This window comes from Paenibacillus lutimineralis (assembly GCF_003991425.1).
Taxonomy (GTDB): domain Bacteria; phylum Bacillota; class Bacilli; order Paenibacillales; family Paenibacillaceae; genus Fontibacillus; species Fontibacillus lutimineralis.
In genome coordinates, this window is the sequence record NZ_CP034346.1 from 1,174,591 (window position 1) to 1,195,016 (window position 20,426).

A 20,426-nucleotide genomic window follows, 5' to 3' on the forward strand; every position below is an offset into this window, starting at 1 on the left:
GAGATGACGCTGGAGGAGAAGGCGGCTCAGCTATTGCAACTCGCTGCTACTTTCTATGAAGACGGCGATGGACAGATTACCGGGCCAATGGAATCGCTCGGCATTGGCGAGATGGAGGTCAATTATGCCGGATCGGTGCTGGGGATCTCTGAGCCTGAGAAGATTATTCAGATCCAGCAAGCTTATTTAGCCAAGAACAGACTCGGGATTCCGCTCCTGTTTATGGCGGATATTATCCATGGATTCAAGACGATCTTCCCGATTCCACTAGCGATGGGCAGCTCCTGGGATTTGGAGATGGCGGAGAGAAGCGCTGAGGTAGCGGCCAAGGAGGCAGCGGTGTCAGGCGTGCATGTGACGTTTGCCCCGATGGCGGATCTTGTCCGTGATCCACGATGGGGTCGGGTGATGGAATCGACGGGGGAAGACCCTTATTTGAATGCTCTCTTTGCAAGGGCGATGGTTCGTGGATTCCAAGGGGAGAATTTGACCCATGATACTGATCGCGTCGCTGCTTGTGTGAAGCATTTCGCCGCTTATGGGCTGGCCGAGGGCGGCCGGGATTATAATACTGTTGATTTATCTGAACGTAGTCTGCGTGAGTATTATTTGCCAGCCTATAAGGCAGCGCTAGAGGAAGGCTGTGAGATGGTAATGACGTCGTTCAACACGATCGATAGCATTCCAGCTAGCGGCAACCGCAAATTAATGCGCGATCTGCTGCGCGGCGAGTGGGGCTTCAATGGTGTGCTTATATCGGACTGGGGGGCGATCGGAGAGATGATTCCCCACGGCGTAGCAGAGGATGAGCGCGAAGCGGCACTGAAGGCGATTATCGCAGGAGTCGATATTGAAATGATGACGCCGACCTATGTACATCATATTCCGCAGTTGGTGGCAGAGGGACGGGTTGATGAAGCATTAGTTGATGAAGCAGTTACCCGCATTCTGGAGCTAAAGGAGAAGCTTGGGCTGTTTGACAACCCACTTCGCGGCGCTGATCCCGAGGCGGCGCGGGAAGTCGTATATTGCGATGAGCACCGCCGGATTGCGCAGGAACTGGCTGCGAAGTCTTGTGTTCTGCTTAAGAATGAAGGGGTGCTGCCGCTTCGCCGTGAGCAGAAGGTCGCTGTTATCGGGCCATTCGTACAGAGCGGTGACATCCTGGGCTCCTGGTCCTGGGCGGGTTCGCGGGAGACGGCGGTACAACTGGGTGCTGCCATGCAGAAGCTAGCAAGTTCGGATCTGATTACCCTCGCGGAGGGCAGCGATATCATATCCGTCAGTAAGCAGCAGCTACAGCAAGCTGAGGCCGCAGCGCAAGAGGCTGATGTGATCGTTCTCGCCCTGGGCGAAGCCTCTGAAATGAGTGGTGAAGCGAGCAGTCGCAGCAATATTCAGCTTCCTGAGGCCCAACTTGAGCTAATACAAGCGATGAAGCGTCTCGGTAAGCCGATTGCTGTCGTGCTGTTCAACGGCCGTCCGCTTGATTTGCATGGGGTCATCGATCAAGCGGATGCTGTGCTCGAAGCCTGGTTCCCAGGAAGTGAAGGGGGCGCAGCGGTGGCCGATCTATTATATGGGGTGGTCAATCCTTCCGGGAAGCTGACGATGTCATTTCCTTACGCGGTTGGACAAATTCCGGTTTACTATAATCACTATAATACCGGTCGTCCTAAGCCAGCGGAGGATACGGATGAGCAGTATGTCTCCAAATATTTAGATATCCCTAATGCGCCATTGCTGCCTTTTGGCTACGGATTAAGCTATACGACATTTGAATACAGCTCGCTTGAATTGTCTTCTGAGGTGATGACGCCGGAGGAAACTATTAAAGTATCCGTACAAGTCCGTAATACCGGTAAAGTTAAAGGGATTGAGACGGTTCAGCTCTATGTCCGCGATATCTCCGGTGAAGTGGTTCGGCCAATGAGAGAGCTCAAGGATTTCCGTAAGGTTGAGCTAGCTCCAGGAGAGGCGGCACGGGTTGTGTTCGAGCTTGGCGAGAAGCAGCTTCGCTATTATCATAGCGATCTGTCCTTCACCAGTGAGGCCGGAAAATTCGAAGTATTCGTCGGGCCGAACAGCCGTGATACTTTGCAGGCTGGATTTCGTCTCAATAAATAGTAAGAAAAGGCATTGATGGATTTGATATTACAGCCGCTCTGTGCAGCTTTTTGCATGGAGCGGCTGTAAATCATTTCATGGTAGGTGAGCCCTTTATTTCATATAATCAGGGAAGAGGAACGGATTGGAACGGAAAGGAGGGAAGGGATGAATGAGCAGCAGAAGTACCGGATAATTATGCAGGGAATGCGCAGCGGTAATGTGGCGGAAACTTGCAAGGAATTTGGTATTTCCCGGACGTTATATTACCGCTGGTACAATGCTTATATCCAGCAGGGAATGGCCGGTCTGAGCGAGAAGCAACGTCATCCAGTGATGCCAAACCAGGTTGACCGTAGAACGGAGCGGATGATTCTACAATATGTGGTGCGCTGCCCGGAGGATGGGCCAAGACGCATTTATTATGAACTGCAGGATGAAGGCATTCGCACGGGGGAATCGGGAATATATAATGTGCTGCGCAGACATGGTCTGAGCCGCAGGAAGGATAGAGAGAAGTTTGCTGAAGAGATAAGAAGCCGAAAGGGAAGTCGTGGCCGCCGATCTAATTCTGCGCAAAGCACGGACAACCTGCAGCCTCAGTCGATCCAAACCAAGGGAGTTAAGCATCCCCGGCTGGATTACCGGATGGAGGATCCTAATCACGCTTATCCCGGATATATCTGCTTGCAGACCATTCAGTACTTGGGCAAGTTCCCAGACATAGGGAGAGTATATCAATATATTATTCTTGATTCTTATTCCAGACTGGGTCTCGTTAAGTTGTACAATCAGAAGTCGTCGATTCACCTGATTGATTTCATGCGCTTCAAGATCATGCCGCTGCTTCGGACCTTTCATCTGAAGATAGACCATCTGGTAACGAATAAGAGCCAGGAATTTTCAACCGCCTGGGAGCGGGGGACTCATAAGTATACGGATTATTTACATAAGCAAGACATTAATTTCATAACATACAGCGCCGATCATCCCGAAGTATTCCAGCCCTTGCATGAGTTCACGGGCGTATTGATGAACCAATTCTACCAGCCTATCTGGCATGAAGGAAGCACATCTTCCTTCGAATTGCTCGAACAGCGTCTTGATCAGTATATGAAGCACTATAATTACGTGCGCCCTCTGGAAGAGGGGGGCAACTGTGGGAAAATTCCTTCGGATATCGTGCTCGATTCCAGGGGAATACAGGAGCCACTACCATTATGGCTATATACGAGGAGATGAGCTCAATGGCCAGAAGAGAAGAGCATATCGGAATTGTTGGGGCGGGCATCTCCGGTTTATCGCTAGCCCATGAGCTAGAATTAAGGGGATATCGTTCCGTCACAGTTATGGAACAGGCTGACCGGGTTGGAGGCAAATGCTGTTCGATTGAATATAAAGGGCGCACCTATGAGATGGGTGCATTGATTGGCCTACCATCGTACAGGATGACGATGGAGTATATGGAGAGATTTGATCTGCTGGAGAAGGGGCCTCTGTTGGACAGAGACTTCTTCCATCCACATGGGGGCAGAATCTCGCAGATTCCGCTAGAGCAGATGCCTGATTTCGCTCGCGAGTTTAAGCGCCTGCCATCGCTGATGAGTCGCTATGAAGCAGTCCGGGAGCCCGGATTCGGGCAGGTGCCGCCGGAACTGTGCAAGCCATTCTCCGCCTGGTGTGACGAGAATGGTCTGAATGTGCTGAGGCAAGTATTTATGCATTATTTCTGCGCCTTTGGCTTCGGTAACATGGATGATGTACCAGCTGTATATGTCATGAAGCTGCTCAATTACGATAATCTGGTGTCATTTATTGAGATTACGCATATGATCTCTTGGCCGAACGGTGTTACCAAGCTGGCGCAAAGAATGGCAGACCAGGTCTCTGATCTGAGATTGACTTGTGAAGTACAGCGAATCTGCAAGGAAGATACGGGCAGGGTCAGAGTGGAGACGAATCAAGGGCCGCTATCTTTTGATAAAGTGATCTATACCGCGTCGCTGCAGGACTTTGCACATAAAACCGAGCTTACCCAGGAGGAAGGGGAGCTGTTCAAGAGTATCATGGATGAGAAGTTTCGCGTCTACGCCTACAGGGTCGACAATATGCCCAAGCTTTCCGGATACATCCCAGGCAATATGGGGATCGCTTCAAGAGGGCAAATGATGGCGTGGTATTACAGATGGGCGGACCTGGCGGAGAACGATCTGATCACGGTTTATGTAGCTGAGAACGATCATATGAGCGACGCGGAAATGCGTGAGAATATTGAATTCACACTGGCCGCGCTTGGCGGTGAGAATATCCGGCTCTATATGATGAAACGGTGGAATCACTTCCCGCATGTGGATACAGAAGCATTTGTGAGTGGATTCTATGAACGGCTTGAGAGTCTGCAAGGGAAGTACGGCATTTATTTTGCAGGTGAAATTATGAACTTTCCAACGATTGAGAATTGTATCTGTTATGCTAAAGCACTAGTGAACCGTTATTTTTGAACTAGTCGTTAATTGTCGAATTATGCGAATATTTTACTTTCAAGTCGTGTTTACAGTTAAATGATGAATTTTCCGCGCTATATATGGATTTTAGAATGGAAAAGCAAAGATAAGTATAGTGTAAACCTATCTCAAAAGTAATGTCTACGAAGCCTATAAGGACGGGCCTTCTCGGGATTTGATAGCTTTGTCATGAATCGATATATTCAAAGCAAGAAGCGATTACATCGATGAAAGAGGAGGCTAATACAATGTTCCTATTCGAGGCAATGCCTTGGTATTCTATCGTGATGTGGTTTGTTGTACTTGCCGGCTTAATGCTGGTGAATGAAATGGCGCGAATGAGTAAATGGGTGTCTTTGGCTCTCTTCCTGGTACTGCCAATCGTGCTGACGATTGCGGTATGGCCAAACACGGCGGGGGAAGGTTCAAGCGTAGGTACCTGGTTCCACTGGGTTAAGGTCTATTCTGCGCTTGCTGGTTGTCTAGGTTTCATGGCTCTAAGGTTCATTAAGGGGATGGACAAGAATAAATTCATGCTGATGTTCCCGGCGATTATTCTAGCGATTAACATTCTTGAAGCCGTCATTCGGGATTTTCAGGTATATAGCCTGAACGGAATGGTAGACGGCGTTATGATGATCGGTGGTCCTTGGAATATCATGAATGGCATCGCCGGCTTGCTGAACATTATTACGATTTCCGGATGGATGGGAATTGTGGTCAGCAAAAGCCGCTCCCGTGACATGGTCTGGCCGGATCAGCTCTGGTTCTGGATTATCGCTTATGATATCTGGAATTTCGCTTATGTCTACAATTGCGTGTCCGACCATTCTTTCTATGCTGGAGCTGCCCTGCTCATCTCTTGTACGATTCCGGCATTCTTCTTTAAGAAGGGAGCCTGGCTGCAGCATCGTGCGCAGACACTGGCGATTTGGATGATGTTCACGATGTCCTTCCCGGCCTTCGTAGGTGAATCCAAGTTCGCGGTACAATCTTCGCATAGCGAGACAGCATTATGGGTAGTTAGCGCTTTGTCCTTGGCAGCTAATATTGCCGTATTTATCTATCATATCTATAAAATTACGAAGCATAAGCGTAACCCACTCAAAGTGGAAGTGTATAGCGACTTGAAGGCATATAAGGCTGTCGCTGAGCAGAACTAATGATCCGATGATTAAAAAGAAGAAGCTGCACCATATAGGTGCAGCTTCTTTCTATCATTGACGTTTTGACCCTGCTTCCTATAGTCCCAGTGCTTTACCTTTCTCGAGGCGCTGGATCTGCTGCTCGCCGGTCTCTGCCAACTCTCTGAATTGGATAATAGTATCTCGCATTTTAGGAAGCGCCTCCTGCTTGTAGGTACTGATGGAATCGAAGGCTTCGATCACATCTGTGAAGGCTTGCTTAAGCGTATCCACGGAAATCGTCGATTCCAGCGCCTGCTTCTGGATGGCTGCTCCTTGATCCTTCAGCATTCTGGATGTACCGCTAATCAAATTATTAGTCGTCTCATTGAGCAATTCGATCTTCTTCAATACGATCCGCTGGTTATAGAGGGCGCTTGCAACTGTAACGGATATTTTCAGGGCCGATACCGTCACATTACGCGCTCTGTCTACGCCGCGGATCAATTCCTTGTTATTCCTGATGACGACCTCGATCGCCATAATCCCTTGCTGATTGACGACCAGCATCTGCTGCAGATCCATTAAGCGCTGACGGAGCGGGAACAAGACTTCCTCGGTAATGAAGCGAATTTTCTCTTCCGATTCCATGCGTGCTTTCGCCGCTTCGAGCTGGGTTTCGATCTCCTGATCCATGTATGATCCGAGCTGAATTTCTTTTTGCAGCTTCTTGGTCAGTTCTCTTAATGCCTGTTGTTCAAATTCAAGCGTCGTATTGTCGTTCTTTAGAATGGTCTTGCCCTTTTCCAAGGAGACAATAATATCGGAGATGACGGAGTCAGCTCTTTGATATTTAGCGAAATAGGCTCGCAGCGGGTTAAAGAACATGCCGAGAATACCACTCTTGGCAAAATCGATGGCACTTGGGTCCAAATCTTTGAGCTGCAGCTGCAGCTCGGTTAAGCCCTTCGCTACTTGGCCGCCCTCATCACCGGTCTTGGACAGGTTCCCTACGGATACGTGCAGCAGCGTGTTCTTCTCCGAAGAGGTTCTCATCGTATTCATACCGAAGGTATCGATGGATTGTAGAATATCCTTCCGCTTCTCTAAGGAATCCAAATCAAGGTCGAGAATCGCCGACACATTATTCGATGCCAGCACTTTAAGCTCTGTTACTTCTTCCGGCTCCGGTTTGACCTGTTCTTCGATCGCGTTCTTCAATTCCTCCGGGCTGATGACTTCCATAGAAAATGACATTTCAACCTCTCCCTATATCAAAATTTACATTTGCACATTTAGTAAGTTGCCTATTTTATACACAACGTCATCTGTATCTGCATTGATGCTAGCTGCTTCGTTGATGCTGGAAATGGTCTGAAGTGCCTGGATATTTGCAGTATATCCAATGGTGTATATAGGGATTTTATAGGTCTCGATGAGTCCACGGATATCTTTGAGAGAATGGCCTTCATTTGTCTCTCCATCACTAAGCACGAAGATCAGCGGCTTCACGTCAGGGTTAGCGGCTACTTGATCCTGCAGCATCTTCATCGCGACCACAATCGCGTCGAAGGTAGCTGTTCCACCGCCCGCCTGCAGGCTGTTAATCGCACCAACGAACATGGATTGCTGATTCGTATCATAGACACCAATTGGTAGGTTGATCGTTACATTGTCAGAGTAAGAGACGAGACCAATGCCGTTATCCCTGCCTAGGAATTTCTGACCTTGCAGCAGCGATTCTTTCAGTCTTCTTAGCGGTTCTCCGTCCATGCTGCCCGATACATCGGCTACGAAGACTGCGGCGATCGGCTTATTGCCGTTCTTCTTCTCCTTCCACAGCTTCTGGGCTGCGGACAGGGTGTTGCCGTCGACCGGTTTCAGCTCTGAACGATAATCTTCTAAAATGTTGAAGCCTTTGTCCTTGCCCAGGTTCTGATACTTATCCTGTTTGGCAAATTTGGCGAATTCCTTAATGATGTCCAGCTTCTCCTTGGGCAAATCGCCAAGTGCGTACAACGGGCTGTCATGTCGCACGCCAAAGGGGGTAAATTCATAGCCGCCTTTCAGATCGGCCGCATTCGCATAGAGCTGATACTCAAGCACAAATGAATCCAGTGCGCCAGTCTTAGCCGCATCGCGCATTTGCAGAGTCGTGGAAGCGATAAATGGCACGTTGGCCTGGAATTTCTCGAAGCCTTGAACTGCTGTGTCTCCAAGCAGGTTAGAGCTGTCAAAGGTAGAGAGTGCAGTGATTAGGAAATTGAGTCCGGTGGAGCTGGCAAAAGGGTCTGTATAACCCATGGACAGCTCATTATCGGCTATCGCATCCGTAATTGTCTTCACATTGACGGCGCCGTATTTCTCTACAAGCTCACTGTACTTGGCCTTACTAGTCACAATTCCGGCGACATTGCCGACAAGTCTCTCCGTTACCATCTCGGCCTTGATCCCTTGTGCCTTAACCATCTCACCCCATAGCTCATTGGAAGGGGTGAAGGCATCGGGGATGTATTTCCCGGATCGAATGTAATCAGTAGCGGTACCTGAAGCGATATTGCGGATTTTGACCGAGGCGGTCTGACCGTTGACTGAGATTTGAGCTTTGTTAAATTCCTCGGCAACCTTATTCAGCCAATCGTCGGATCCTGTCCCTGATTTCTCAGGGGAGGAGAAAATCTCAACGAAGCTATCTGTTGTATTGTCCACAGTAATCAGGAACTTGGATATATCGGGCAGTGAATCAGCGATATTGACCGGATCAAGATCAATCTGCCCCTTTACCGGTTCCGCGTTCGTTACGTGAATTTTGCTATAGAGCTTCTCCAACCGCTTCGAGGCATCCTCCGTAGTGATCTGCGTCTCGGATTTCCCGATATTGGATGTCAAATTGATTCCGAAATAGACCAGGGCAAATACGACCACTGCTATAATCGCAAGTACTATAAATGATTTTCCTCTTCTCGCCATTCTCATCTCCCTTTCATTGCTTATAAAATTTAGTCTGATTAATCAGTGCGTCGATCTCCTTCATACAAGGCATTTCCTCGACATCCTTATAATCCGTGCTGCCTAGCTGCGTGATCTCCAGCAGGAGTTTATCAAGCTTCAGCAGAATTTCTTCGTTCGCACCAATGTAGCCTCTGATCGATGCTATATATTCATCGTATAGGAGCTTCTTCTCCTGAATCAGCTTGTTGGAGAAGCGTCCGGAGGCTTGCTGATTGGCCAGGGTGGAGAATTCCGAAGCATCGAATACGCTCAGCTTATTAAGGAGACCTCTTACATTAAGATAAAATAGCTTTTCGACCTCGTTGATCACGGAATTAAATTTCTTATAACTTAGCTCGGCCGAATCAAATCGCTGTCCAAGAACCTCCGTCAAGGTTCCTTTCTTCTTATCGATGCGCTCAAGCTGATCTAGGGACAGGACAATATCGCTCTTAAGTGGAGTTATGCCTCTGTAATGATTCAGAGCCTCTATGTAATCCTCATGTATAATTATGTCTTTAACGGGTGTCGGGGCAGGAGGTTTAAAGAGCAGGCTATAGCTCCCATTGAGCAGGACAAGAAAACTAATGACCAGTAGTGTTACGCCAAGGGCAGTCTGGAGAACGCTGTCTCCGCCTATGCGCAGCCCGATGAGTCCCGGTGACAAGATGATGACATTCAGGAGCACGATTCCGACGATAAGCCCTAACAATTTGGGGAGCTTCGAGTTGTTCAAATGCCACACCTCCTTTACTAATACATAGATTATTGCGCCCATAAAGGGCTATGCCGCAGAGCTTTTTTTAATTTTAGCAGATATTAACTCCAATGGCTCCTAAATATTTGTAATCGAGGTGCATCCAGGGGCCTGTGTTAGTTATTACGTGATTAAGGAATCATTGTTTCAGAAATTTGAACTATTTAAATTGAACTAATGATTGTATGGCAGCTCATAAAGAAAAGCGATTCCGTGGGAATGAATCCCGTAGAATCGCTTGCTTCTCCTTAAATATACATATGAATCAACTCTCAAAAGGTTTCATATTGAGCGTATCGACCTTCTCGCCGGAAATATCGATGCCCATTCGCTTCATAATGTCACGATAGTGACCAGCACGGCGCTGCACAGGGCTTCCCTCGGTCTCCCCGAGATTGGTCTCCAGCCCGTTCAGCACCATGATCGTAATGCCGAATCCTGGACTGTCCAGGCCGAGCTGCTTCTCCTGCGCATTCGGCTTCCATCTGCCGACCATGACGTCATGCGCGGACGGCTTCGGCGCTTGAGGTGTCATCCAGAACAGGATCGCAGTCATGTAGCCGATTTTACCGTCAGCGGCAACAATCTCTGGATTATCAAGCAGGACGCTCTTCTCTCCGTAAATAATTGAGCTGAACAGTCCATAGTTGAAGTTCCAGCTTAGCATAATCGGGCCACGGCCGTAATAACGTTTGCCTGGTGTTCCCGGGAACAGCTTGGCACTAGCCGGATCAACGAAGGCATCCATATTGGCACCGGTTCTTCCAGCGATATTCTCATTCCAGAACAGTCCCCATTTGAGCGGACCGCCAGGTGCGGTCGCCCATCCACCGCCAGTCTCATGTGATAAATTTGCCAGGAATGCAGCCAGTTCACGCTTGCGGTCTTTCTTGAACCCTTCCTTCAGGAAGGTCCCGCAGTCGACGATGACCGTATCAATGGGCTTGATCTTATTCGCAGGTGAATTGAAGTCGTCCGAGCGCAGTACAAGCGTCTCGACCTTGGCCTCTTTATCCAGTCTGTAAATTTCTTGAGCAGGGGTACCTACACGGGTGCTGATTTTTATCTTGATATTTGATACTTCCGCAACGGCATTTAATAGATTATCATAGGAGAAATAGTCGCTCTGATCGGCTTTGAAGTATTCTTTGCCTTCGGCTACTTTGAACCATTCCTTGGAGCCAAGGCGATAGGGGAACAGATCTTCGAAATCTTGCTTAGTGAGGAGGGTTTTAACAGCTTCAATCGCTTTGTCTGGTAAATAATCTGGATCAAGGTCATCCCATTCCTGGGCGATATCTTTGCGGCTTAACAGACGATTCTCGCCGACCGCAAGGGAGCTTCCCTCATATTGCACCGGGTGAATGACGGGTGAGGAGGCCGTCTGGCTGCCTGCTGCCGTCTTGTTGGTCTGTTCTGAGGCGTGCACCGAGAGAGGGACAGCCAGTAGTGAAATACATAGAGCTAGAGTCATTGCAGTACGCAATGCAGTGTGAATCAAAGGATACTTCCGAACAGACATGCGCATTCTCCTTTTTCACTTTTTTTGGATAACGCTTACATGGTAGCAATGCGGATTTTTTTTGTATATAGGCGAACCTGCCCATGGAGGCTAGCGAGTGTATCGTTCGGCATATACGATCAGGCGAGAAGAATGACTATCAGCAGGGGAGTTGTTGTAGAATAGAATCGCCCTTCATGTCGAAGTAATGCTTGATCATTCTGGAGGCCTAAGACTTCGATATTACCCTAATGACGGCATTTATAGGCTAATTGAACGTGGGATAAAATCCTATTCCGATAGGGAGAATATCTTCTAATCCTCGTGTTAGGTACCCTATTTCATAATTAATTGTTAGAATGTATGGGAGAGCAGTATGCAACATATACAGATAATACAGAAATTATTTCTAATAAAAGTAGGTCATTCACATGGATCAAGATAAACAAAGATTGAGTATTGAGGCAGCAAGATTATACTATTTATCGGATTATAGCCAGATCGATATAGCCGCTAAGCTGGGGGTCTCCCGTCCGACGGTATCCCGGCTGCTGCAATATGCGAAGGAGCAGGGCTTTGTACGGATCGATATCTCTGACCCGTTGGAGGATTTGAATGAGCTTGGCTCTCGTCTTAAGCAGAAGTATAACCTGGAAACGGTGCTAGTGTGCTATTCGCCAGTTAATGAGTATAAGGAGATTCAGAAATATATCAGCAAGGCTGCAGCCGATTATTTGCACGAGACGGTTCAAGATACGGATATTATCGGGGTTTCCTGGGGCAGAACGATGCATGTTGTCGCGCTTCAACTCCAGCAGAAGCAGGTTCGTGGCGTCGAGGTTGTCCAGCTTAAGGGAGGCATCAGTCATTCCCACGTCAATACGTATGCAGCGGAGACAATGAATCTGTTCGCTGCAGCTTACCATACGATTGCGCGGTATTTGCCGCTCCCGGTTATCTTCGATAGTGTGGCGTTGAAGGAGATGGTGGAGAAGGATCGCCATATTCACCGCATTATCGAGCTTGGCAAGCAGGCGAATATTGCCGTATTTACAGTCGGGACCGTGAATGATGATGCGCTCTTGTTCCAGCTGGGGTATTTCAGTGAGGAAGAGAAGCAGCTATTGCAGACGAAAGGAATTGGCGATATTTGCTCGCGCTTCTTTGATGCCGAAGGCAATCTGTGCAGCGAAGAGATTAATAATAGAACAGTAGGCATTGATTTGTCGGACCTGCAAAATAAAGAGAAATCGATCCTCGTCGCCGGGGGACAGCGTAAGATTGACGCGATCCGCGGCGCGCTTATTGGCAAATACGCCAATATTCTGGTGACGGATCAATTTACTGCCCAAGCCTTGTTATAGAAGGACCATCCTCGTTACTCTAGGAGATGGAGCATTTGCTCCAACCTAGTCTAACGGGGATTTTTTGTATGGATTTTGTACAAAATACTGGGGAAGGACCGTGTTCACAATATTGAGATGAACATAATTTCAATAGCTTATTTACATCTGTTCAAACTGCGTGTTATGATACCCATGTAGTTAATAAGGCAATTCAGTAGTGAATACATGAATTAAGAATAGAAAGGATGTTACAGCATGAACATAGCACGTATGATTGACCATACGCTATTGCGTGCAGATGCGACACAAGCAGAAATTTCTAAATTGGTGGATGAGGCGAAGCAATATCAGTTTGCTTCTGTATGTGTGAATCCGACATGGGTATCTTATTCTGCTGAGCATCTTGCCGGCACAGAAGTGAAGGTATGTACAGTTATCGGTTTCCCGCTTGGAGCTACAACCTCCGAAGTGAAAGTGTTCGAGACGAAGAATGCGATCGAGCATGGAGCAAACGAAGTGGATATGGTGATCAACGTCGGCCAACTGAAGGCTGGAAATGACGATTTTGTACAGCAAGATATTGAGGCGGTTGTGAAAGCGGCTTCGGGTAAAGCGCTAGTGAAAGTCATCATTGAAACTTGCCTGTTGACGGACGAAGAGAAGGTACGGGCTTGCGAACTGTCGGTAAAGGCAGGCGCTGATTTCGTGAAGACTTCGACTGGTTTCTCTACAGGCGGAGCGACACCTGAGGATGTTGCATTGATGCGGAGAACAGTAGGTCCAGAAGTCGGAGTGAAAGCATCTGGTGGTGTTCGTAGCCTCGAAGACGTGAACAAGATGATCGAAGCGGGCGCATCTCGTATTGGTGCCAGCTCTGGCGTAAGTATCATGAATGGATTAACTTCATCATCTTCTTATTAAAATAGCGACGTGCTTCATCGGATGCCAGAGGTATTCCGATGAAGCACCCCTCAATGAGGAGGATTGGCCCATGAAAGATAAATTGATTCAAGAGGCATTGGAAGCGCGTAAGACGGCATATACGCCGTACTCTCATTTTCAAGTTGGGGCAGCGGTATTAGCAGATGGCGTTATCTATCGTGGCTGTAATATCGAGAATGCATCCTATGGTCTGACCAACTGTGCTGAACGGACTGCCATATTCAAGGCCGTATCGGAAGGCAAGAAGAAGATTGAGGCTGTCGCGGTTGTTGCGGATACGGAAGGTCCAGTATCTCCATGTGGAGCCTGCCGTCAAGTACTTGCTGAGTTTTGTGATAGCGATACCAAGATATATTTGACAAATCTTAAGGGTCATACGGAGGAATGGTCGATGTCCCGCTTGCTGCCTGGAGCTTTCTCGGCTGCGGATATGGATAAGGAGAATGATTAATTCTTCTCCTATATGCATTTTGTAAGCGGTAACAGATAAATACTAATAGTGTATGTTCAAAAAGGCCGGTTTTCAGCACCGAGAAGGTTGAATGAAGCTAGGGACTGAGGAGTGGAGCGTAGGCAAACCTACGTGAGCACCGGAAGGCCCGGCTGAATTCAAGATTCGATGTCGAATAGCTTCATGATCTACTTCGTGATCAAAAGTGGGCTTTTTGAACAACCTCAAATATACAACTAAATAACATGCTCAAGCGTAGGGGGAACATCATGAAATATGTTATCGCGATAATCGGTCTGCTTGCAGTCTTTGGCCTCACTTACATCACGAGTAAAGATCGGCGTAACATTCGCTATCGACCGCTTGTGCAAATGATCGTTTTACAGGTCATTCTTGCATTCCTCTTGCTTAATACCAGTGTCGGCGAGTTTCTGATCCGGGGCTTTGCCTCGATCTTTGAATCCTTGCTGGCCTATGCTGCGGAAGGCGTCAACTTTGTATTCGGCGGTATTGCTAATGAAGGACAAGCACCGTTTTTCCTGAATGTACTACTGCCAATCGTAGTCATTTCCGCTTTAATCGGTATTTTGCAATATACAAAGATATTGCCTTTCATTATTAAGTACATTGGTCTAGTGTTAAGTAAAGTGAACGGTATGGGTAAATTGGAGTCCTACAACGCGGTTGCCTCCGCGATTCTGGGTCAATCCGAGGTATTTATATCGGTGAAGAAGCAAATCGGCTTGCTGCCGGAACGGCGTTTGTATACGTTGTGCGCCTCCGCGATGTCAACGGTATCCATGTCCATTGTCGGTGCATATATGACGATGATCGAGCCAAGATATGTCGTTACAGCGCTCGTACTGAACCTGTTTGGCGGATTTATTATCGCTTCGATTCTGAATCCGTACAGAGTGTCCAAGGAAGAGGATATTCTCGAAGTGCAGGAAGAAGGCAAGCAATCGTTCTTCGAAATGCTCGGCGAATATATTATGGACGGATTCAAAGTAGCGATTGTCGTTGCCGCCATGCTGATCGGCTTCGTTGCGCTGATTGCTCTCGTTAACGGCATTTTCGGCAGTGTGTTCGGAATTACGTTCCAGGAGCTGCTCGGCTACGTGTTCGCACCTTTTGCCTTCCTGATGGGTGTACCTTGGAAGGAAGCAGTTGATGCTGGAAGTATCATGGCGACGAAGATGGTAGCTAACGAATTCGTAGCTATGCTGGATCTAAGCAATATGACGACGCTGTCTCCGAAGACGATCGGGATCGTCTCGATCTTCCTTGTCTCCTTCGCGAACTTCTCATCGATCGGTATCATTGCCGGAGCTGTTAAAGGCTTGCATGAGAAGCAGGGTAATGTTGTTGCCCGGTTCGGCCTGCGTCTCCTATATGGCGCGACGATGGTAAGCGTATTGTCTGCGATCGTGGCTGGTATCTTCCTGTAAGAGACAGTCCAGGATGTTTGTATTCACGAGCGAATTAGTTTACCTTTTAATTGTAAAGAGAGATTCCAGCGTCCGTACCTAACTGGTGTGGACGTCTGTGAATTGCTCATATTTAAGTGCGAGCTCAAGAAGATCGGTGTTTAGCATCGGAAGATCCGCCGAAGAACAATATAGAGATCTTTCCTGATATTGTGATCAGAGGCGGGGTTCTTGAACGACCTCTTTAAAAAAGGGAAGGGGAATACCACATGAAATCATTCAAACGAATTCACCTGATTGTGATGGACTCGGTAGGTATAGGAGAAGCGCCGGACGCTGCGCAATTCGATGACGTAGGCGCGGATACATTTGGACACATCGCTGAGCAATGCGGTGGACTGAATATGCCTAATATGGCGAAGCTTGGATTGTCTAATATTCGCCAGATACCGGGGGTAGAAGTAGCGGACAAGCCTATGGCATATTACTGTAAAATGCAGGAGACTTCCCGCGGTAAGGACACGATGACAGGCCACTGGGAGATCATGGGTCTTTACATTGATACTCCGTTCCGTGTGTTCCCGGACGGATTTCCTGATGAACTGATCCAGCGGATTGAAGAGAAGACGGGCCGCAAGGTGATTGGCAACAAGCCAGCCAGCGGTACAGAGATTATTAAAGAACTCGGGGAAGAGCATGTGAAGACCGGGGCGTTGATTGTATACACATCAGCTGACTCTGTGCTGCAAATTGCTGCGCATGAAGAGGTCGTTCCGCTCAAGGAACTGTATGAGATTTGCGAATTCTGCCGGGAAATTACAAGAGATGACCCTTATATGCTGGGAAGAATTATCGCTCGTCCGTTCGTGGGTGAGCCTGGCAACTTCACGCGTACGCCGAACCGCCATGATTATGCGCTCAAACCTTTTGGGCGTACGACGATGAACGAATTGAAGGATCAGGGATTTGACGTGATCTCTCTGGGCAAGATCTCCGATATTTATGATGGCGAAGGCATTACGAAGGCGATCAGAACCAAGTCCAACATGGACGGTATGGACAAATTAATCGCCACCCTGGATGAGTCATTCACAGGCCTTAGCTTTATTAATCTGGTTGATTTCGATGCCCTTTTCGGTCATCGCCGCGATCCGCAAGGCTACGGCCAAGCGTTGGAGGAATACGATGCTCGTCTGCCTGAGGTATTCGCTAAGCTGGGTGAGGACGACTTGCTTCTAATCACAGCCGACCACGGCAACGATCCGACTTACAAAGGAACAGACCATACACGGGAATATGTACCGCTGCTGGCTTACTCGCCACGCTTCACCGACGGCGGACGCGAGCTTCCGCTGCGTCGTACATTCGCCGACATTGGCGCTACCGTTGCTGATAATTTCGGCGTGACGCTTCCTAAGTATGGTGAGAGCTTCTTGGCTGATTTGAAATAACTGATCATTGGAGGAACGAGAAATGAGTGTACACATTGGTGCGAAGCAAGGCGAGATAGCAGAGACGATATTGCTGCCGGGGGACCCACTCCGGGCAAAATTTATCGCTGAGACCTATTTCGAGAACATATCCTGCTATAACGAAGTACGTGGAATGTTGGGATTTACCGGAACCTATAAAGGCAAACGCATCTCAGTGCAAGGTACAGGCATGGGGATTCCGACTACAAGCATTTATGTCAATGAGCTTATCAGTGAATATGGCGTGAAAAATTTGTTCCGGGTAGGCACCTGCGGCGCAATGCAGGAGCATGTGCATGTACGCGATGTTGTGCTTGCACAGGCATCCTGTACGGACTCCAGCATGAATCGTCATGTATTTGGTGGATATGACTTCTCCCCAATCGCCAGCTTCCCACTGCTGAAGGGAGCCTATGACAATGGTATTGCTAAAGGCTTGAACCTGCATGTCGGCAACATCTTCAGCTCGGATATGTTCTATCGCGATGACAAATCCATTGTGCAGAAGCTGATGGATTATGGGGTACTTGCGGTGGAGATGGAGACAACTGCTCTGTATTCTCTGGCTGCTAAATTCGGCGTTAACGCATTAACGATTCTGACCGTCAGCGATCATCTGTTGACAGGGGAAGAGACAACGTCTCAAGAGCGTCAGACGACCTTCCACGATATGATGGAGGTTGCTCTAGAGACCGCTATTTCTCTGTAAGAGGTTATTCAAAGAGTACCCTAGCTTCATCCAATCTTCTCGGTGCTGAAAACTGCATTTTTTGAATACGCACTGTAAGATATCGTCTGAACAACTAGTAAGAGCTTGGGACATACATCAGGACCTACAACAATACTCTTGGAGAGCGAGGAAATCGATAATGAGAATGGTTGATTTGATTGCGAAGAAACGGGACGGCAAAGAACTGACGACAGAAGAGATCAACTTTGTTATTGAAGGTTACACGAACGGGGACATTCCGGACTATCAAATGAGTGCTTTCGCTATGGCGACATATTTCCGCGACATGACCGAACGGGAGCGGGCCGATCTGACAATGGCAATGGTGAATTCCGGAGATACCATCGATCTGTCGGCGATTGAAGGCATTAAGGTAGATAAGCACTCCACCGGCGGCGTGGGTGATACGACAACCCTGGTTCTGGCACCTCTTGTTGCTGCGCTGGACATTCCGGTTGCGAAGATGTCTGGTCGTGGACTAGGACATACAGGTGGTACCATCGATAAGCTGGAATCGATCGAAGGATTCCATGTTGAGATCAGCAAGGACGAATTCGTGAGTTTGGTTAACAATCACAAGATCGCGGTCATCGGTCAGACCGGTAACCTTACCCCAGCAGACAAGAAGTTATATGCGCTGCGTGACGTTACGGCAACCGTTAACTCCATTCCGTTGATCGCTAGCTCGATTATGAGTAAGAAGATCGCTGCCGGATCAGATGCTATAGTCCTTGATGTGAAGACCGGCGCAGGCGCCTTCATGAAGACACCGGAGGATGCGAAGGAACTGGCTCATGCAATGGTTAGCATCGGCAACAATGTTGGACGCAAGACGATGGCTGTAATCTCCGATATGGGCCAGCCGCTCGGTCGTGCAATCGGCAACTCGTTGGAAGTACAGGAAGCGATTGATACGCTTCGCGGTCATGGACCAGAGGATCTCGAGGAGTTGTGCCTTGCCCTGGGTAGACAAATGGTATACCTCGCTGGCAAAGCTTCTTCGTTAGAGGATGCAGAGGAGCAGCTGAAGGAAGTCATCCGCAACTGCAAAGCGTTGGATAAATTCAAGGAATTTATCGCGAACCAAGGTGGTAATCCAGAGGTTGTAGATCATCCGGAGAAATTGCCACAGGCAGCGTACCGGATCGAAGTTCCGGCCCGTGAAGACGGCGTCGTAGCGGAGATTGTTGCCGATGAGATCGGTACGGCAGCTATGCTGCTTGGCGCAGGCCGCGCAACCAAGGAATCTGAGATCGACCTTGCCGTCGGTCTGATGCTGAACAAGAAGATCGGTGACGCCGTGAAGGCGGGCGAATCCCTCGTAACGATCCATGCGAACCGCGAGAAAGTGGACGATGTGATTGAGAAGATCTACGCGAATATCCGCATCGCTAATCATGCCGAAGCCCCAGTGCTGGTGCATGAGATTGTAACGGAGTAATTGCGGGGAACCGGTTAATTAATAACCTGGGAACAATAACGTGAGAGCGCGAATAGCGAGCAGAATCCGGGCAGATGCCTGGGATTCTGCTCGCTTTTTTTTTTCGAAGGTGTCAGTTGTACGATGTTATCGCGCTTTGCTATCATTGCGCTTTTTGCTCCCAGCGTGGTAGTTTCACTGCATGACGCCAGTCGTTCGCTGACTGGCTCATCGCTAACGAAACTGTGACACGCTATTGCCGCGAAATCGAAGCAATTATAAGTCTAACGAAACTCCATATCGTTATTCGGCTCTAAAACAGGTCAAAACCCTGCAAACTCGTGAAATAACGATACCCTGTTTCGTTAGAATTTTTTAGTGTCTATTTTTGCCTAAATAGCGATTGTCAGTTCCGTTAGAATGCAGGGTTCTACTGAGTACATTGCTCAACCATCTTCAATAAGGAATTGTCACATCCCCCAGTAGATACACCGATTAAAACCCTGCTATAATATATAAAGTTACTAGTAAATATACAAAGAAGGTCGTTCAGCATGAAGAAAATGGAGAGATCAGAGGTTGAGAAGGAGCTTCGCAGGTTTGTGGGGGCGAACGTTTATGTGCATAGTGAGGCGACGTCGTATGTTTTCGTCCGTAATTTTACGGTGCAGTTGACGGAGGCTCATATTGCCGGAGAGGGGCCATATCGAGTGGCGCTTCGGTTCAACGGTGATGGTTGGCTTCGGATGGAGGCGCTTACTGATTATGAGGTAGATGATCAAGGGCGTCTGTTATTGGCTGGGTTTGATGACAAGGGGAGAATGGATGTCGCTCTCCATTTGGGAAAGGAGGCTTTCCCGGAATGAACAATCTAAACCAAGAAGTTTCCCGTAAGCTGCTGCTTGTACTTGCGCACCCGGATGATGAGAGCTTTATCTGTGGAGGTACTCTTGCTAAATACGCTAGTGAGGGAGTTCAGATCACACTCGTCAGTGCCACGAGGGGCGAGATGGGACGTCGCATGGGGAACCCCCCATATCTGAATCGGGAGACGATTGCTGCAGCCCGCGAGCGGGAACTGCGTCATGCCTGCGACTGTCTGGGTATTCAGCAATTGCAATTTCTGGACATCCGCGACAAGACGGTGGAATTCATGGATGAAGAGCCATTGATATCCCGAATTGAAGGGATTATACACGAGTCAGCTCCCGACGTGGTGCTTACCTTTCATGAGACGCTCGGAGGTCATCCCGACCATTGCGCTATTGGCAAAGTGACCGCAGCGGCATGCCGCCGGTCAGGTAAGCAGGATTACTTATACTATATTTCGTTCGGCAACATGATGGAGCAGCCGGAGCGCTATGGATATACCCGCAACGATATTGTGAAAATCGATGTATCCGCTCATTTGGAAGCGAAGCTGGCTGCATTCCGTGCGCATCGTTGTCAATCGGAGATTGACGAATGGGTATGGCGTCCCGACCATGAAGCATTGGCTCGATTTGGAGCGCACGAGTACTTTATCCACGCGGAGACGGTGTCCCCCGATCGCCATAATCACTATGATTTATTTCACTAAAGTGAGGCCTTTTAGGCCTCCTTTTTGCGTGGAAGTGTTCATTTTTTGCTAGTTATTGCATATCACTTCATTCTTT

General features: G+C 48.3%; 17 protein-coding genes. 13 read left to right on the plus strand and 4 right to left on the minus strand.

All coding sequences use genetic code 11. The annotated features are described in order from the left end of the window. Positions 1-3: 3 nt before the first annotated feature. The 4 genes from bglX to EI981_RS05035 all read left to right on the plus strand — a co-directional run bounded on the left by bglX (position 4) and on the right by EI981_RS05035 (position 5,773). Complete coding sequence (gene bglX / locus EI981_RS05020; protein WP_237172659.1) at positions 4-2,127, plus strand: beta-glucosidase BglX; 2,124 nt, start codon at positions 4-6, stop codon at positions 2,125-2,127. A gap of 147 nt (positions 2,128-2,274) precedes the next feature. Then, positions 2,275-3,348 carry a helix-turn-helix domain-containing protein gene (locus EI981_RS05025; RefSeq protein WP_126995984.1) on the plus strand — a complete coding sequence of 358 codons (1,074 nt, stop codon included), beginning with the start codon at positions 2,275-2,277 and terminating at the stop codon, positions 3,346-3,348. 5 nt (positions 3,349-3,353) lie between these two features. Next, positions 3,354-4,607: an FAD-dependent oxidoreductase gene (locus EI981_RS05030; protein ID WP_162616088.1), complete on the plus strand. Its 1,254-nt coding sequence runs from the start codon at positions 3,354-3,356 to the stop codon at positions 4,605-4,607. 251 nt (positions 4,608-4,858) lie between these two features. Next, entirely contained in the window at positions 4,859-5,773 is a 915-nt protein-coding gene (locus EI981_RS05035; RefSeq protein ID WP_126995988.1) for a DUF5692 family protein, read from the plus strand. Positions 5,774-5,851: 78 nt separating this feature from the next. On the opposite strand, the gene EI981_RS05040 is transcribed toward EI981_RS05035, so the two are convergent. The 4 genes from EI981_RS05040 to EI981_RS05055 form a co-directional block, all read right to left on the minus strand. Next, on the minus strand, positions 5,852-6,991 hold the full coding sequence (locus EI981_RS05040) for a toxic anion resistance protein (protein ID WP_126995990.1): 1,140 nt from the start codon (positions 6,989-6,991) through the stop codon (positions 5,852-5,854). Between the two features lie 24 nt (positions 6,992-7,015). Beyond that, positions 7,016-8,704 (minus strand): vWA domain-containing protein, encoded by a 1,689-nt coding sequence (locus EI981_RS05045; protein ID WP_126995992.1) that lies wholly within the window; start codon positions 8,702-8,704, stop codon positions 7,016-7,018. A 13-nt stretch (positions 8,705-8,717) separates the two neighbouring features. Next, the gene (locus EI981_RS05050; RefSeq protein ID WP_126995994.1) at positions 8,718-9,461 is read right to left on the minus strand and encodes a hypothetical protein; all 744 of its coding nucleotides are present in this window, start codon (positions 9,459-9,461) and stop codon (positions 8,718-8,720) included. 286 nt (positions 9,462-9,747) lie between these two features. Continuing rightward, positions 9,748-11,004, minus strand: a complete 1,257-nt coding sequence (locus EI981_RS05055) for a chitinase (protein WP_126995996.1) — start codon at positions 11,002-11,004, stop codon at positions 9,748-9,750. A gap of 410 nt (positions 11,005-11,414) precedes the next feature. Here EI981_RS05055 and EI981_RS05060 point away from each other — a divergent pair, with 410 nt between their 5' ends. The 9 genes from EI981_RS05060 to EI981_RS05100 all read left to right on the plus strand — a co-directional run bounded on the left by EI981_RS05060 (position 11,415) and on the right by EI981_RS05100 (position 20,350). After that, a complete protein-coding gene (locus EI981_RS05060; protein WP_126995998.1) occupies positions 11,415-12,347 on the plus strand; it encodes a DNA-binding transcriptional repressor DeoR in 933 nt (310 codons plus the stop codon). Between the two features lie 237 nt (positions 12,348-12,584). Next, positions 12,585-13,250, plus strand: a complete 666-nt coding sequence (gene deoC / locus EI981_RS05065; RefSeq protein ID WP_126996000.1) for a deoxyribose-phosphate aldolase — start codon at positions 12,585-12,587, stop codon at positions 13,248-13,250. A gap of 70 nt (positions 13,251-13,320) precedes the next feature. Further along, positions 13,321-13,722 (plus strand): cytidine deaminase, encoded by a 402-nt coding sequence (locus tag EI981_RS05070; protein WP_068782627.1) that lies wholly within the window; start codon positions 13,321-13,323, stop codon positions 13,720-13,722. A gap of 269 nt (positions 13,723-13,991) precedes the next feature. Next, positions 13,992-15,170, plus strand: a complete 1,179-nt coding sequence (locus EI981_RS05075) for a NupC/NupG family nucleoside CNT transporter (protein ID WP_126996002.1) — start codon at positions 13,992-13,994, stop codon at positions 15,168-15,170. 248 nt (positions 15,171-15,418) lie between these two features. Further along, a complete protein-coding gene (gene deoB / locus EI981_RS05080) occupies positions 15,419-16,600 on the plus strand; it encodes a phosphopentomutase (protein WP_126996004.1) in 1,182 nt (393 codons plus the stop codon). A 22-nt stretch (positions 16,601-16,622) separates the two neighbouring features. Then, positions 16,623-17,330: a purine-nucleoside phosphorylase gene (deoD, locus tag EI981_RS05085; protein ID WP_126996006.1), complete on the plus strand. Its 708-nt coding sequence runs from the start codon at positions 16,623-16,625 to the stop codon at positions 17,328-17,330. A gap of 160 nt (positions 17,331-17,490) precedes the next feature. After that, positions 17,491-18,792 carry a pyrimidine-nucleoside phosphorylase gene (locus EI981_RS05090; RefSeq protein WP_126996008.1) on the plus strand — a complete coding sequence of 434 codons (1,302 nt, stop codon included), beginning with the start codon at positions 17,491-17,493 and terminating at the stop codon, positions 18,790-18,792. Between the two features lie 533 nt (positions 18,793-19,325). After that, complete coding sequence (locus EI981_RS05095) at positions 19,326-19,637, plus strand: DUF1806 family protein (RefSeq protein ID WP_126996010.1); 312 nt, start codon at positions 19,326-19,328, stop codon at positions 19,635-19,637. Further along, a complete protein-coding gene (locus EI981_RS05100; protein ID WP_126996012.1) occupies positions 19,634-20,350 on the plus strand; it encodes a PIG-L family deacetylase in 717 nt (238 codons plus the stop codon). The genes EI981_RS05095 and EI981_RS05100 overlap by 4 nt, the downstream gene beginning before the upstream one ends. Positions 20,351-20,426 lie beyond the last annotated feature (76 nt).